This is a genomic window from Nocardioides cavernaquae, from assembly GCF_003600895.1.
In the GTDB taxonomy this organism is placed as follows: Bacteria; Actinomycetota; Actinomycetes; order Propionibacteriales; family Nocardioidaceae; genus Nocardioides; species Nocardioides cavernaquae.
Window position 1 is genome coordinate 281677 of sequence record NZ_QYRP01000002.1, and the last position, 14171, is coordinate 295847.

Genomic DNA, 14171 nt, shown 5'->3' on the forward strand with positions numbered 1-14171 from the left:
GTAACGCGCAGTTCAGCGCACTTCTGCCCCTCCTGCGGGGGCAGAAGTCGCGCGAACTGCGCGTTACTTGTTTCCGGGGAGCGTGGGCGGGGGCTACTGGAAGCTGACGAAGTCGACGCGGGGGCGGATCCGCAGCACCTGCGCGGCCGACATGCGCCGGACGTCCTCGTCGTAGAAGAGCTTGAAGCCCATGTGGAAGAGGTCGGGGCGAGCCACGGCGCGGTACGTCGCGAGCTTCTGGCCCGGCGTACCGAAGCCGTCGATGTGCTGGACCGAGGCCAGGTGCGGCCGAGCGCGGACCGCGCCGATGTTGCGGATCATCGAGCTCCGGAACTGGTGCACCATGAAGATCTTCTCCGGCAGACCGCGACGGGCGGTGAGCTCCTCAAGCCAGCGCGAGGTGAGGTTGACCTCCCAGGCGGAGACCGAGCCGATCACGCGGCCCGGGACCTGCCCGGGGCCCATGCGCCACTCGGGGTCGATCGCCAGCCCGACGTGGGGTTCGCGCAACGCCCACTCCCACCGCTTCGCCACGGACGGGAAGTCGGCGCGGCCGGTCTGGATGTCGAGGACGAGCAGCGCGCCTGCCTCGCGTGCGGCGTCGACCCACGGACGCACCGCGGCCGGGCGGATGTCGTGGTTGTAGTCGCCGTCCTTGCCGGGGTGTGCGTCAGCGACGGTGACGATGAGCTCGAAGACAGGCTGGGCCGGGAGACCGTTGCGCGCGAAGGGTGCCGCAGCGCGCTTGACCCGTGCGATCGCCTTCGCGGGTGAGGTCTCCCCCAGGACGCCGAGCGCGCCGGTGCCCGCGGTGCCGTAGTAGGCGACGAGCACGCGGCCATCGAAGATGTGCGGTCGAGGGAGCACGCCGTCAGCAGTTCGCTCCCCTGCGGCAACCGTGCGCGCGGCGTCCTGGGCCGGCGCGACACGATCGCCGTCGGCACGCTGGGTGACGGCAAGCGTGAGGACCAGTCCGAGAGCGAGCAGCGCGAGCGCGGGGCGCTTCACGCGGGATCCCCGGGCATGGTGGTCCCGGCCCCGGGCACAGCGAGCCCGGTTGCCGCCCGGAGCGCCGCGTCGAGGTCGGACGTGACCGGGTCAGCGGCGTCTGCGACGAAGACGGCGCTCAGCGGTGCCCGGGCTGCCAGGGCGCTCCGCCAGACGACGAGGTTGGGGTGCTCGACACTCGTGCACGCCTCGGCCGGCGCGAGCAGCTCGATCGCAGCGGCCAGCTGCTCGGGAGTCACCTCGCGGGTTGCGGTGCTGCCGTCGTGCCCGATGCCGAGGACCAGGGCGACCGACGCGAGCCCGTGCATCCCGCCCGGCAGGTTGACGTGCGGGAACGAGCCACCGACTGCGACACCCCAGGCCAGCGGGGCGACCCAGCCGTCGATGCGTGCGGAGTACTCACTGCGGAGCGCGGCGAGCCCTTCAAGGGTGGAGAGGGGCGCGTCGGACATGCCTCGATTGTCCCGCCTCCCCAACGATCGATTGACCACGACACGGCTGAAGTAGTGAGCGTCACGGGGCCCTCTGCCCCCAGGCACGCACACCAGCCCGGCGGGGCGACCTGGGCGGGTGTGGCCGACGGGATCTAGGAGCGGGCGAGCGCCGTCCGCTGCTGACCGTCCGTGGCGAAGTTGGACGGCTCGAGCCACGCCTCGTGGCGCTCGCGCACGGCAGGCCACTCCACGTCGGTGACGGAGAACCAGTCGGTGTCGCGGTTGCGACCCTTCACCACCATGTGGTTGCGGAAGCGGCCTTCGTGGCGGAACCCCAGTCGCTCGGCGGCCCGCCGCGAGGGCTCGTTGAGGCTGTCGCACTTCCACTCGAAGCGCCGGTAGCCGAGGTCGTCGAACGCATGCCCCATCAGCAGGTGGAGCGCCTCGGTCGCAGCGCGGCTGCGCTGCAGCGCTCGACCGAGCAGGATGCCGCCGACCTCGACCTGTCCGTGCGCCGGCTCGATGCGGAGGTACGACGCGACGCCGGCGGCCGCGCCAGCCGACGGGCCCTCCCTGGGCACCAGGGCGAACGCGAGGTCGACCGGCGAGTCGACCGCGGCGGCCAGATGCATCCAGAGCGTGGGCAGGGTCGAGGGCCTGTCGATCGGCCGATAGGTCCACAGGCTGTCGTCGTCCGGCCCACAGGTGGCCGCGAACAGGTCCGCGTAATGGGCCGAGCTCAACGGCTCGACGTCGACGTACCGTCCCTGGAGCCGGAGCGGCTCTGGCCGGGGACGCGGCACCCAACCGGGCACCGCGTCACCCACAGCCATCTGGCGCAGATCCGTCAGTTCGTGATCGCGCCGTGCGCGGCGGACTGGACGACCTTGGCGTACTTGCCGAGGACACCGCGGGTGTACTTCGGCGGACGCGGGGCCCAGCCCTCCTTGCGCTTCTCGAGCTCGTCGGCATCGACGTGCAGCTCGAGGGTGCGGTTGGCGACATCGAGGACGATCGGGTCGCCGTCGCGCACGAAGGCGATCGGGCCGGCGTCGACAGCCTCGGGGGCGATGTGCCCGACGCAGAGGCCAGTCGTGCCGCCGGAGAAACGACCGTCGGTGACGAGCAGGACGTCCTTGCCGAGCCCGGCACCCTTGATCGCTCCGGTGATGGCCAGCATCTCGCGCATGCCCGGGCCGCCCTTGGGGCCTTCGTAGCGGATCACGACGACGTCGTTGGCCACGATCTTGCCCTCGGCGAGCGCGTCGAGCGCGGCACGCTCACCGTCGAAGACGCGCGCGGTGCCCGCGAAGACATCGGCGTCGAAGCCGGCGGACTTCACGACCGCGCCCTCGGGAGCCAGGGTGCCCTTGAGGATGGTCAGGCCGCCGGACTTGTGGATCGGGCGGTCCATGGCACGGATGACATCGTCGTCGACGTTCGGCGGGGCGATGTCGGCGAGGTTCTCGGCCATGGTCTTGCCGGTCACCGTGAGGCAGTCGCCGTGCAGGAGGCCGGCCTCGAGCAGCGCCTTCATCACCATCGGGATGCCGCCGACCCGGTCGACATCGTTCATGACGTACTTGCCGAACGGCTTGAGGTCGCCCAGGTGCGGGACCTTGTCGCCGATGCGGTTGAAGTCGTCGAGCTGCAGGTCGACCTCGGCCTCGCGGGCGATCGCGAGCAGGTGGAGCACGGCGTTGGTGGAGCCGCCGAGCGCCATGGTGACGGCGATGGCGTTCTCGAACGCCTCCTTGGTCATGATCTGGCGGGCCGTGATGCCGCGACGGATCAGCTCGACGACCGCCTCACCCGACTTGTGCGCGTAGCCGTCACGACGGCGGTCAACGGCGGGCGGGGCGGCGGAGCCGGGGAGGGACATGCCGAGCGCTTCGCCGATGGAGGCCATCGTGTTGGCGGTGTACATGCCACCGCAGGCGCCCTCGCCGGGGCAGATCGCCCGCTCGATGCGGTCGACCTCCTCGCGGGTGATCTTGCCGGCCAGACAGGCACCGACAGCCTCGAAGGCGTCGATGATCGTGACGTCCTTGCCGTCCACGTTGCCCGGCATGATCGAGCCTGCGTAGAGGAAGACCGAGGCGAGGTCGAGGCGGGCGGCAGCCATCAGCATGCCCGGGAGCGACTTGTCGCAGCCGGCGAGCAGCACGGAGCCGTCGAGGCGCTCGGCCATCATCACGACCTCGACCGAGTCGGCGATGACCTCGCGGGAGACCAGCGAGAAGTGCATGCCCTCGTGGCCCATCGAGATGCCGTCGGAGACCGAGATGGTGCCGAACTCGAGCGGGTAGCCGCCGGCGGCGTGGACGCCGTTCTTGACGGCCTTCGCGAGGCGGTCCAGCGACAGGTTGCAGGGGGTGATCTCGTTCCAGCTCGACGCAACGCCGATCTGGGACTTCTGGAAGTCGTCGTCCCCCATGCCCACCGCGCGGAGCATGCCGCGAGCGGCAGCGCGCTCGAGGCCGTCCGTGACGTCGCGGGAACGGGGCTTCATGTCGTGCTCGGTCATGCGCCGAGCCTAGGTCACCGACGGGTGAGCCGACCGTGCCATCTCAACCCGGCCACTTCGGCTGGACACCCGATCAGACATCGGGCCCGGGGCAGCGCTGGAGCGGAAACAGCGGATACCTTCTCCTCTGTGAGCATCAGCGGACGGGCACTGGAGGCCTTCCAGCGACTCTCCGTGATCTGGCGGCTCAGGCTGGCGCTGAGCATCGGCATGGGCCTGATCAACTTCATCGGTGCCGGAGTCGTCTTCCTGCTCGGCATCCTCGTGGTCCCGCTGCCGGTGGTCTACACGGACGAGCAGGCGCTGGAGAACCTGGTCCTGCTGCTCCTGCTGATGCCGGGGTTCAGCTTCTTCGGTCTGCTCCGGGGCTACGTGATCCTCCAGCCCACCGCCGCCTGGGTGGGGGCCGGACGCCGGCCCTACCCCGACGAGCAGCGGCTGCTGCTGGCCACGCCTCGCGCGTTCTTCGTCCTCCACGCGCTGTTCTGGGGCTTCGGCACCGTCGTCTTCGGCATCTTCAACGGCCTCTACGACCAGCAGCTCGGCTGGACGGTCGCACTCCTCGTCTTCATCTCGGGCCTGACCGCCTGCGCGGTCTCGTACCTGCTGACCGAGCGCCTGCTCAGGCCCCTCGCACGCCAGGCCCTGCGTCGCGGCGTACCTGACCGGCTCCGGGTGCGCAGCGTCACGACGCGCTCCATGTTCGCGTGGGTGCTCGGCACCGGCGCTCCGGTGCTCGGCATCGCGATCGTCGGATTCACCTCGCTCACCAACAGCGAGGTCGTCTCCGTGCGGCAACTGGCGATCACCATGCTGGTGCTCGGCACGATGGCGTTCGGAGTGGGCCTGGTCACCACCTTCCTCGCCGCCAAGGCGAGCTCCGACCCGATCCGCGCGCTGCGGCTCTCGTTCGCGAAGGTCTCCCACGGCAACCTGAACGCCGAGGTGCAGATCTATGACGGCACCGAGATCGGCCTGCTCCAGGCGGGCTTCAACGAGATGGTGGTGGGCCTCCGCGAGCGCGAGCGCCTCCGCGACCTCTTCGGCCGCCACGTCGGCGGCGACGTGGCCCGCGCCGCGCTCGAGGGCGGCGTCCAGCTCGGCGGCGAGTCCCGCCACGTCGGCGTGCTCTTCGTCGACATCGTCGGCTCGACCGCACTCGCCACCGAACGGCCTCCGGGCGAGGTCGTCGCGCTCCTCAACCACTTCTTCGACGTGGTCATCGACGTGGTCCACCAGCACGAAGGCTGGATCAACAAGTTCGAGGGCGACGCGGCGCTCGCCGTGTGGGGTGCCCCCGTCGGCGTCGCGGACATGGAGGCGCGGGTCCTGCAGGCAGCGCGCGTGCTCGGGCAGCGGCTGCGCACCGAGGTCGTCGAGCTCGAGGCATGCATCGGCGTCTCCGCCGGCATCGCGGTCGCGGGCAACGTCGGAGCGGCCGAGCGCTACGAGTACACCGTGATCGGCGACCCCGTGAACGAGGCAGCGCGGCTCACCGGCCTTGCCAAGAGCCACCCCGGCCATGTCGTCGCCAACGCACAACTGCTCAGCCAGGCCGGCGACGAGGCCCAGCACTGGATCGAGCACACGCCGGTGACGGTCCGCGGCCGCACGGAGCCGACGTACCTCGCCGTGCCCATCGACTGAGTCGCATGCGCAGGTCGGTGTTGTTCGTGCTGGGCGGGATCATCTCCGTCCAGGTCGGTGCTGCCGTCGCAAAGGGGCTCTTCGACCGGATCGACCCGACCACGCTGGTCTGGCTTCGGCTGGCGACGAGCAGCGTCGTCCTGCTGCTGTGGGCCCGTCCCTCCCTGCGCAGTCGCTCGCGTGGGGACTGGCTCGTCGTGCTCGGATTCGGAGTGAGCCTGGGCACCATGAACTGGGCGATCTACCAGTCCTTCGCCCGGATCCCGATCGGGCTCGCGGTCACCATCGAGTTCGTCGGGCCGCTCTCCATCGCCGTTCTCGGGTCCAGACGCCCCCGCGACCTGCTCTGGGTGGCGCTCGCCGGCGCCGGCGTGGTGCTGCTCGGGTTCTCCCCGGCCGGGGTCACGGTCGCGGGTGTCGGGTTCGCGCTGCTCGCCGGCGCCGCCTGGGCGGCGTACATCCTGCTCAGCGCGGGGACCGGACGCCGCTGGCCGGGCCTCGACGGGCTGGCCGTCGCCAGCCTGCTGGCCACCCTCCCCCTCACCCCGTACGCCGTGGCAACAGGCGGCAGCGCCCTGCTCAACCCGTGGATCCTGGTCGCCGGCGCCCTGGTGGGCCTGCTCAGCTCGGTGGTTCCCTACAGCCTCGAGCTCGCGGCGCTGCGCCACCTGGCGCCATCGACGTTCGGCATCCTGATGAGCCTGGAGCCGGCCGCTGCTGCGCTGGCCGCCCTGCTGCTGCTCGGGGAGTTCCTGGAGCCGCTCCAGTGGTGCGCGCTCGTCTGCGTCGTCGTGGCCTCCGTCGGGGCCACGCGAGCCGGGATGCGGGCCGTCGCGCCCGCCCCTGACTGAACCCTGGGGTTGCTCCGGCAGAGTTCACACGGTTGTCACACCCCGGGGATTGCACGGCGCTCAGGCGCGAGTAATGTCGGACTCGTCCACCTGCCCCTTGTCCCTCGAAGTGGACCCCCATGGCTCTCCTGAACGACCTCCTCACGACCACCCGACGCCTCATCGACGGCTGGGCAACCGCCGCGCAGCAGCAGGCGTGTCGCAACGCGATGGTCGCCGGCACCGCACTCGCGCAGGCCCGGGCACAGCGGGCCAACGTCGAGGAGTTCCTCGCCGCGCGCATCCCCGGCCCTCGCAAGCCCGCCTCGGTCGACGGCGAGCTGGCCGAGGCTGAGACCGCTGCCCCCAAGCCGGCGCCCAGCGCGGCCAACGGCTGAGTCCGCGGAACGACGCACCCTCCCATGCGCCGGGCCCGGACTCAGCCCGCCGCGTCGAGTGCGCCTGCACCGGCAAAGGTCTTCCACTACGACGTCCGGGCCGCTGACGGCACCCGGCTGCGCGCGTGGACCAACGACCCGGACCTCCTCCTGCAGGGGCCGACAGTGCTGCTGTGCAACGGTCTGGGCACGAGCCCCTGGGCCATGCCGGCCATGCTCGACCCCGGCTGCGGCGTCCGCGTCATCTCGTGGGACCACCGAGGGACCGGCGGCTCCGACCGGCCCGCTGACCTCGAGGCGGTCAGCGTGCCGCACTTCGTCGACGATGCGCTCGCGGTCCTCGACGAGGCGGGCGTTGAGCGCGCCACTGTCGTCGGTTGGTCGCTCGGGGTCAACATCGCCTTCGAGCTCGCCCTGCTCCACCCCGGTCGGGTGGACGGCATCGTCGCCGTGGCAGGGGTGCCCGGAGGCACCTTCGCCTCCATGCTCGGCCCCCTCCACCTGCCGCCGCGGCTCGCACACGCCCTCACCGTCGGCACGGCACGCCTGGTCCGGTGCACCGGCCGCGCGCTGAGCCCGGTCAGCCGGCGGATCCCGGTGGGGCCGCGGCTGGTCTGGTTGCTGTCGCACTCCGGCCTCATGTTCCCCCCGGCAGACCCGGCCAACGCTGCCCATGCGATCCGGGAGTTCCTCCGCACCCCCGTCGACTGGTACTTCCACCTCGCGCTCCACGCCGCGGCCCACCGCCCCGTGGACCTCTCCCGCATCGCGGTGCCGGCGCTCTTCATCGCCGGGCGCTGGGACGTGCTGGCCGGCCCGCGTGACATGGCCCGGGCCGCCGCCCAGCTCCAGGACGCGGCGTACGTCGAGCTGGCGGGCTCGCACTTCCTCACCCTGGAGCAACCGCAGGTGGTGCACGATCTGGTGATGGACTTCATCTCACGGCTCACGCCCGCACCGCGATGACCACCCGGGCGCGCGCCCGCACCGCCGCGCAGGCCCTCACGGCGATGCTCGCCTGCGGCGCCGTGTCCGCATGCTCCACCGTCGATCGGTCAGGCAGGTCCGAGACGCCTCGCGGCGACGGGCCGAGGGTGGTCGGCACGGTCGCCACCGACCTCGACACCCCGTGGGGAGTCGCCTTCCTCCCGGACGGCACCGCGATCGTCACCGAGCGTGACACCGGCCGCGTGCTGACGATCAGCGGCACGTCTGAAACGAAGGCCGACGTGACCGAGATCGGCCGGATCCGCCAGGTCAGCGACCCCGACGACGAGGCCGGACTGCTCGGTGTCGCGGTGAGCCCGGACTTCGCGAAGGACCGGAGGCTCTGGTTCTACGTCACGACGGCGGAGGACAACCGCGTCGTCACGACGACGTACGACGACGGGCGACTGGGCACCGTGCGTCCGGTGCTGACCGGGATCCCGACCGGCTGGATCCACGACGGCGGCCGGCTGGAGTTCGGCCCGGACGGCCATCTCTATGTCTCGACCGGCGAGACCGGTGACACCGATCTCGCCCCCGACCGCTCGTCTCTCGCCGGGAAGGTCCTGAGGATCACCCGCGAGGGCGCGCCGGCACCGGGCAACCCCGACCCCGACTCCCCCGTCTGGACCTGGGGCCACCGCAACATCCAGGGCCTCGCCTTCGATGACCGCGGCCGGCTGTGGGCCAGCGAATTCGGAGCCGACGCGTACGACGAGCTGAACCTGATCGCCCCAGGACAGGACTATGGCTGGCCGTCGGTCGAGGGCAACGGTGGCTCGAAGGGACAGGTGGACCCGCACCTCGTCTGGTCGACCGACGAGGCGTCGCCGTCCGGGCTCGCGTTCGCCGACGGTGATCTCTGGATGGCTGCACTGCGCGGCGAACGTCTGTGGCGCGTGCGGATCGCCGACGGGCGCGCGACAGGGGCCGACGCGTTCTTCATCGGCGATCATGGCCGCATGCGCACCGTGGTCACCTCCCCCAGCGGCGACCTCTGGGTCACCACCTCCAACCGTGACGGACGCGGTGACCCGGAGCAGGGCGACGACCGGATCCTCCTGGTGCGCCCGTGACCCACGCGGTCGTCCACCCAGAGCTCGACCCAGCGCTCACGGTCCGCATCACCGCTCACTCGGCCATCGACGGGGTTCGTGCAGGATCAGCCCTCCTCGCGGTCGGCGATCGGCTCCTCGTGGTCGGCGACGATGCGCACACCGCGACCTGGATCGAGCCTTCCTCCGGTGGCTCGCGGGCCCAGGTGCTCGCGGGTGACGGCGGGGTGTTGCCCAAGCCGCTCAAGCCCGACTTCGAGGCTGCCGTCGTCGACCCCGACGGGTCCGTCTGGCTGCTCGGCTCGGGCTCCCTGTCGAACCGGTGGCTGGTCACCCGGCTCTCCGGCCCGGACCACGCCGAGGTCACCTCCTACGACCGCGCAGAGGTGTACGCCGCGATCGCGACGCACCTGGGCACCGCACCCAACCTTGAGGGAGCGGTCTTCGCAGGGAATGTCCTGCGCGTCTGCCACCGTTCGACCGGTGCGCTCCCCGATGTCGTCATCGACCTGCCCTCCGATGTCCTCCGCGGCGGGCGCACCCGGGTGCTTGCGACGACCCGGCTGGCGCCGGCCGTCGTGGGCGGCGTACCTGCGCACGTGACGGACCTGGCGCTGCTCCCCGACGGACGCATCGCCTTCCTGGCCGCCGCCGAGGACACCGACGACCCGGTCGCCGACGGGCCCGTGGCCGGCACGGTCTTCGGGATCCTCGAGGGCGACCGTGCGTGGTGGGCGCCGATCCTCGAAGCGGATGGCTCCCCGAGCACCCGCAAGGCCGAAGGCCTCGTCATCGACCCCGACGGGTCGGGCGGGTGGCTCGTGACCGACCGCGACGACCCGTCACTGCCCGCCGAGCTCTGCCGCTTCACCCTCCGTTGACACGGCGCAAAGTGGGCGTCGACACGGCGCAAGTTGCGCCGTGTCAACGTCAAGGTTGGGCCGTGTCAACGTCAAGGTTGGGCCGTGTCGACGGGAAGGGTGTCAGGTGAGCTTTTCCATGATGATCTCGCGGACGCGGGCTGCGTCGGCCTGACCACCCATGGCCTTCATGACTCCGCCGATCAGCGCACCGGCGGCGGCGTGGTTGCCACCGCGGATCTTGTCGGCGACGGCCGGCTGGGCTTCGATCGCGGCATCAACTGCGGCAGTGAGCGCACCGTCGTCGGAGACCACGGCCAGCCCACGGGCGGCGATGATCTCCTCGGGGGTGCCCTCGCCGGCGATCAGGCCGTCGAAGACCTGACGAGCGAGCTTGTCGTTGATCGTCTTCGCTTCCACCAGCTTCTGCACGGCCGCGACCTGGACCGGCGTGACACCGACTGCAGCAAGCTCGACGCCCGCGTCGTTGGCACGACGGAGCAGCTCGGCGACCCACCACTTGCGGGCCGACTGGGGTGTCGCGCCGGCGGCAACGGTGGCCTCGATCAACGGCAGCGCTCCGGCTGCCCAGACGTCACGCATCTCGAGGTCGGTGAAGCCGTACTCCGCCTGGAGGCGGGCCTTCCGGACAGTCGGGTTCTCGGGCAGCGTGAGGCGGAGCTCGTCGACCCACGCGCGCGAGGGGGCGACGGGCACCAGGTCCGGCTCCGGGAAGTAGCGGTAGTCGTCGGCGTCGGACTTCTCGCGCCCCGACGTCGTGACCCCGGTGTCCTCGTGCCAGTGGCGCGTCTCCTGGAGGACCTTGCCGCCGTCGTTGAGGATCGCCGCGTGACGCTCGACCTCGTAGCGGACCGCGCGCTCGACCGAGCGCAGCGAGTTGACGTTCTTGGTCTCGCTGCGGGTGCCGAGGACATCAGATCCCTTGGGCGCCAGCGACAGGTTCACGTCGGCACGGATCGAGCCCTGGTCCATGCGGGCGTCGGAGACACCAAGGGCGACGATCAGCTCGCGCAGCTGCGCGACGTACGCCTTGGCGATCTCGGGCGCCTTCTCCCCCGCACCTCGGATCGGCTTGGTGACGATCTCGATCAGGGGAATGCCAGCACGGTTGTAGTCGACCAGCGAGTAGTCGGCCCCGTGGATGCGACCGGTGGCGCCACCGACGTGGAGCGACTTGCCGGTGTCCTCCTCCATGTGCGCGCGCTCGATCTCGACCCGGAACGTCTCGGTCTCGCCGGCCGCGTTCTGGATGTCGACATCCATGAAGCCCTCGAACGCAATGGGCTCGTCGTACTGCGAGGTCTGGAAGTTCTTCGGCATGTCCGGGTAGAAGTAGTTCTTCCGGGCGAAGCGGCACCACTCGGCGATCTCGCAGTTCAGCGCGAGGCCGATCCGGATCGCCGACTCGATGGCCTTCGCGTTGACCACCGGCATCGCGCCGGGCAGGCCGAGGCAGACCGGGCAGACCTGGGTGTTCGGCTCGGCGCCGAACTCCGTCGGGCAGCCGCAGAACATCTTCGTGTTGGAGTTCAGCTCGACGTGGACCTCGAGGCCCAGCGCCGGGTCGTACGACGCGAGCGCGGTGTCGAACGGGACCAGGGCAACGGCGGTGGTGCTCACTTGGAAGCTCCTTCGAGAGCAGGGGCCTGCGAGAGCAGCGGGGCGCCCCACTGCTTCTCCAGCAGCGCCTCGAGCGCAGCGCCGACGCGGTAGAGCCGGTCGTCGGCGCGGGCCGGGGCGAGGATCTGGAAGCCGACCGGGAGGCCGTCCTCGTCGGCGAGGCCCGCGGGAAGCGAGATGCCCGGGACGCCGGCGAGGTTGGCGGGGATGGTGGCGAGGTCGCCCTTGTACATCGCGAGCGGGTCGTCGAGCTTCTCGCCGAGCTTCCACGCGGTGGTGGGCGCGGTCGGGCTGACCAGCACGTCGACCTGCGCGAACGCGGCGTCGAAGTCGCGCTGGATCAGTGTGCGAACCTTCTGTGCAGATGCGTAGTAGGCGTCGTAGTAGCCGCTCGAGAGCGCATAGGTGCCGAGGATGATGCGGCGCTTGACCTCGTCACCGAAACCAGCATCACGCGAGGCACGCATGACGTCCTCGGCACTCGGATCGCCGGACGGCGTGACGCGCAGGCCGTAACGCATGGCGTCGAACTTGGCGAGGTTGGAGGACGCCTCGCACGGCATGACCAGGTAGTACGCCGCGAGCGCGTGCACGAAGCTCGGGCAGGAGACCTCGACGACCTCGGCACCAGCCGCCTTCAGCAGCTCGAGCGACTCGTCGAAGCGGGTGATCACACCGGGCTGCCAGCCCTCGCCACCGAGCTCCTTGATGACGCCGACCTTCAGGCCGGACAGATCACCGGCCGCACCGAGACGCGCCGCGTCTGCGAGCGACGGCAGGGCCTCGGGCAGCGAGGTGGAGTCGAGCGGGTCGTGACCGCCGACCAGGTCCTGGAGCAGCGCGGAGTCGAGCACGGTGCGGGTGACCGGACCGACCTGGTCCAGCGAGTTGGCCATGGCGACCAGGCCGTAGCGCGAGATCGCGCCGTAGGTCGGCTTCACGCCGACCGTGCCGGTGACGGCACCGGGCTGGCGGATCGAGCCGCCGGTGTCGGTGCCGAGCGCGAGCGGCGCCTCGAAGGCAGCGACGGCCGCGGCCGAGCCACCGCCCGAGCCGCCGGGGATGCGGGTGATGTCCCACGGGTTCGCCGTCGGACCGTAGGCCGAGTGCTCGGTCGAGGAGCCCATCGCGAACTCGTCCATGTTGGTCTTGCCGAGGATCGGCAACCCGCCCTCGCGCAGCTTGCGCACGACGGTCGCGTCGTACGGCGGGATCCAGCCCTCGAGGATCTTCGAGCCGCAGGTCGTGGGCTGGCCGATCGTGGTCAGCACGTCCTTGACCGCGATCGGTACGCCGTCGAGCGGGCTGAGCAGTTCGCCGCGCAGACGGCGCGCGTCGGAGGCAGCGGCCTCGGCGATCGCGCCCTCGGCGTTGATGTGGAGGAAGGCGTGGATGGTGCCGTCGACCTCGGCGATGCGGTCCAGGCAGGCCTGGGTCAGCGCCACGCTCGAGATCTCACCGGCGGCGAGGAGCTCGACGAGCTCGGCGGCCGACTTCTTCAGCAGGTCACTCATCACTGCTCGTCTCCCAGGATGCGCGGGACGCTGAAGCGTCCGCCGTCGTGAGCGGGCGCCCCGGAGAGCGCCTCCTCGGCGGTCAGTCCGGGGACGACGACGTCCTCACGGAACACGTTGACGAGCGGGATCGGGTGCGAGGTGGCGGGGACGTCATCACCGACGGCGGCGCTGATCGACGCAACGGACTCGAGGATCGCGGCCAGCTGCGGCGCGAGGTGGTCCAGTTCGGCATCGGACAGGTCGATCCGGGCGAGATCCGCCAGGTGCGCGACCTCGTCGCGGGAGATCTCAGGCATGGGGTTCATCCTAGGTGGCGCCCGTGGCTTTCCCTCCCGCGGTCCACTGTCCCGACTAGGCTCTGAGGCACCATCAAGGGAGGTTGGATGACGTCGTTCCGCCGGTACGCCGCGCTCACAGCGCTGCTCGTCGTCGCCTCGGGCTGTGGGCCCGAAGCACCCGCGCCGGACGGGTCCGCGAAGACGGACCAGCCCACGACGTACCACCACTACGTGGCGATGGGCGACTCCTACTCGGCGGCCCCGGGCGTGCCACCGGCTCCGCCGGACCCCTGCATGCGTTCGCGGGCCAACTACCCCTCGCAGGTCGCGCTCCGGCTCGACACCCGGCTCGAGGACCGCACCTGCTCGGCGGCGACGATCGCTCACCTGTCGACGCCCCAGGGCGCAGGCGTGGGCCCTCAGCTCGACGGCCTGAAGCCTTCGACCGACCTGGTCACGCTCAGCATCGGCGCCAACCCCACCCTGACGTCCGGGTGGTTCTGGGGCTGCGGGTCGGTGGCCGCCAGCAACCCGCAGGGCAGCCCGTGCAAGGACGCGATGCAGACGGCGTCGGGTGACCTCAACATCACCGCGATCGAGACGGAGCAGAAGGAGCTCGCCGCGACCGTCGCCGAGATCCACCGTCGATCGCCCGATGCACGGCTCGTCCTGGTCGGCTACCCGCAGATCTTCCCGACCTCCGGATCCTGCCCGGAGCGGCTGCCCGTTGCCGCCGCAGACCTTCCCTACGCCGACCAGGTGCTCCGTGCCCTCAACAAGATGATCGAGGAAGTCGCGAAGGCCGACGGTGCCGACTACCTCGACGTGTACTCCGCGACCGAGGGGCACAACATCTGTGCCGAGGACCCATGGATCCAGGGCAAGGACACCGAGGAAGGCGTCGCGCTCTTCTACCACCCACGTGCCGCCGAGCAGAAGGCCGTCGCCGACCTGCTGATCGACCTGCTGCGCTGAGCGCTGCGTTGCCG

At 70.9% G+C, this 14171-nt stretch carries 14 protein-coding genes; 7 read left to right on the forward strand and 7 right to left on the reverse strand.

The genetic code is table 11. The annotated features are described in order from the left end of the window. Positions 1-93 precede the first annotated feature (93 nt). From D4739_RS01445 to ilvD, 4 genes are all read right to left on the reverse strand, one after another. A complete protein-coding gene (locus D4739_RS01445; protein WP_120058941.1) occupies positions 94-1008 on the reverse strand; it encodes a hypothetical protein in 915 nt (304 codons plus the stop codon). Further along, a complete protein-coding gene (locus D4739_RS01450; protein WP_120058942.1) occupies positions 1005-1460 on the reverse strand; it encodes a hypothetical protein in 456 nt (151 codons plus the stop codon). The genes D4739_RS01445 and D4739_RS01450 overlap by 4 nt, the downstream gene beginning before the upstream one ends. 134 nt (positions 1461-1594) lie before the next feature. Beyond that, the gene (locus D4739_RS01455; protein WP_120058943.1) at positions 1595-2275 is read right to left on the reverse strand and encodes a GNAT family N-acetyltransferase; all 681 of its coding nucleotides are present in this window, start codon (positions 2273-2275) and stop codon (positions 1595-1597) included. A 14-nt stretch (positions 2276-2289) separates the two neighbouring features. Further along, entirely contained in the window at positions 2290-3969 is a 1680-nt protein-coding gene (gene ilvD / locus D4739_RS01460; RefSeq protein ID WP_120058944.1) for a dihydroxy-acid dehydratase, read from the reverse strand. 129 nt (positions 3970-4098) lie between these two features. Here ilvD and D4739_RS01465 point away from each other — a divergent pair, with 129 nt between their 5' ends. From D4739_RS01465 to D4739_RS01490, 6 genes are all read left to right on the forward strand, one after another. Next, complete coding sequence (locus tag D4739_RS01465; RefSeq protein ID WP_120058945.1) at positions 4099-5616, forward strand: adenylate/guanylate cyclase domain-containing protein; 1518 nt, start codon at positions 4099-4101, stop codon at positions 5614-5616. 5 nt (positions 5617-5621) lie between these two features. Then, on the forward strand, positions 5622-6467 hold the full coding sequence (locus D4739_RS01470) for an EamA family transporter (protein ID WP_120058946.1): 846 nt from the start codon (positions 5622-5624) through the stop codon (positions 6465-6467). A 119-nt stretch (positions 6468-6586) separates the two neighbouring features. Next, entirely contained in the window at positions 6587-6844 is a 258-nt protein-coding gene (locus D4739_RS01475; protein ID WP_120058947.1) for a hypothetical protein, read from the forward strand. 24 nt (positions 6845-6868) lie between these two features. Next, positions 6869-7810, forward strand: coding sequence for an alpha/beta fold hydrolase (locus D4739_RS01480; RefSeq protein ID WP_120058948.1), 942 nt, complete (start codon positions 6869-6871; stop codon positions 7808-7810). Next, positions 7807-8907, forward strand: coding sequence for a PQQ-dependent sugar dehydrogenase (locus D4739_RS01485; protein WP_120058949.1), 1101 nt, complete (start codon positions 7807-7809; stop codon positions 8905-8907). The genes D4739_RS01480 and D4739_RS01485 overlap by 4 nt, the downstream gene beginning before the upstream one ends. Further along, positions 8904-9767 carry a DUF6929 family protein gene (locus D4739_RS01490; protein ID WP_120058950.1) on the forward strand — a complete coding sequence of 288 codons (864 nt, stop codon included), beginning with the start codon at positions 8904-8906 and terminating at the stop codon, positions 9765-9767. The genes D4739_RS01485 and D4739_RS01490 overlap by 4 nt, the downstream gene beginning before the upstream one ends. A gap of 102 nt (positions 9768-9869) precedes the next feature. Here D4739_RS01490 and gatB read toward each other — a convergent pair whose 3' ends face one another. Genes gatB through gatC form a run of 3 tightly spaced genes read right to left on the reverse strand, consistent with a single transcriptional unit; the run spans position 9870 to position 13200 of the window. Continuing rightward, on the reverse strand, positions 9870-11387 hold the full coding sequence (gene gatB, locus D4739_RS01495; protein ID WP_182920259.1) for an Asp-tRNA(Asn)/Glu-tRNA(Gln) amidotransferase subunit GatB: 1518 nt from the start codon (positions 11385-11387) through the stop codon (positions 9870-9872). After that, positions 11384-12901 carry an Asp-tRNA(Asn)/Glu-tRNA(Gln) amidotransferase subunit GatA gene (gatA, locus tag D4739_RS01500; protein WP_120058951.1) on the reverse strand — a complete coding sequence of 506 codons (1518 nt, stop codon included), beginning with the start codon at positions 12899-12901 and terminating at the stop codon, positions 11384-11386. The genes gatB and gatA overlap by 4 nt, the downstream gene beginning before the upstream one ends. Beyond that, positions 12901-13200 carry an Asp-tRNA(Asn)/Glu-tRNA(Gln) amidotransferase subunit GatC gene (gatC, locus tag D4739_RS01505; RefSeq protein WP_120058952.1) on the reverse strand — a complete coding sequence of 100 codons (300 nt, stop codon included), beginning with the start codon at positions 13198-13200 and terminating at the stop codon, positions 12901-12903. Before gatC ends, gatA begins: the two co-directional genes overlap by 1 nt. Positions 13201-13287: 87 nt before the next feature. Between gatC and D4739_RS01510 the strand changes: the two genes are divergently transcribed. After that, positions 13288-14157 carry an SGNH/GDSL hydrolase family protein gene (locus tag D4739_RS01510; RefSeq protein ID WP_120058953.1) on the forward strand — a complete coding sequence of 290 codons (870 nt, stop codon included), beginning with the start codon at positions 13288-13290 and terminating at the stop codon, positions 14155-14157. Positions 14158-14171 lie beyond the last annotated feature (14 nt).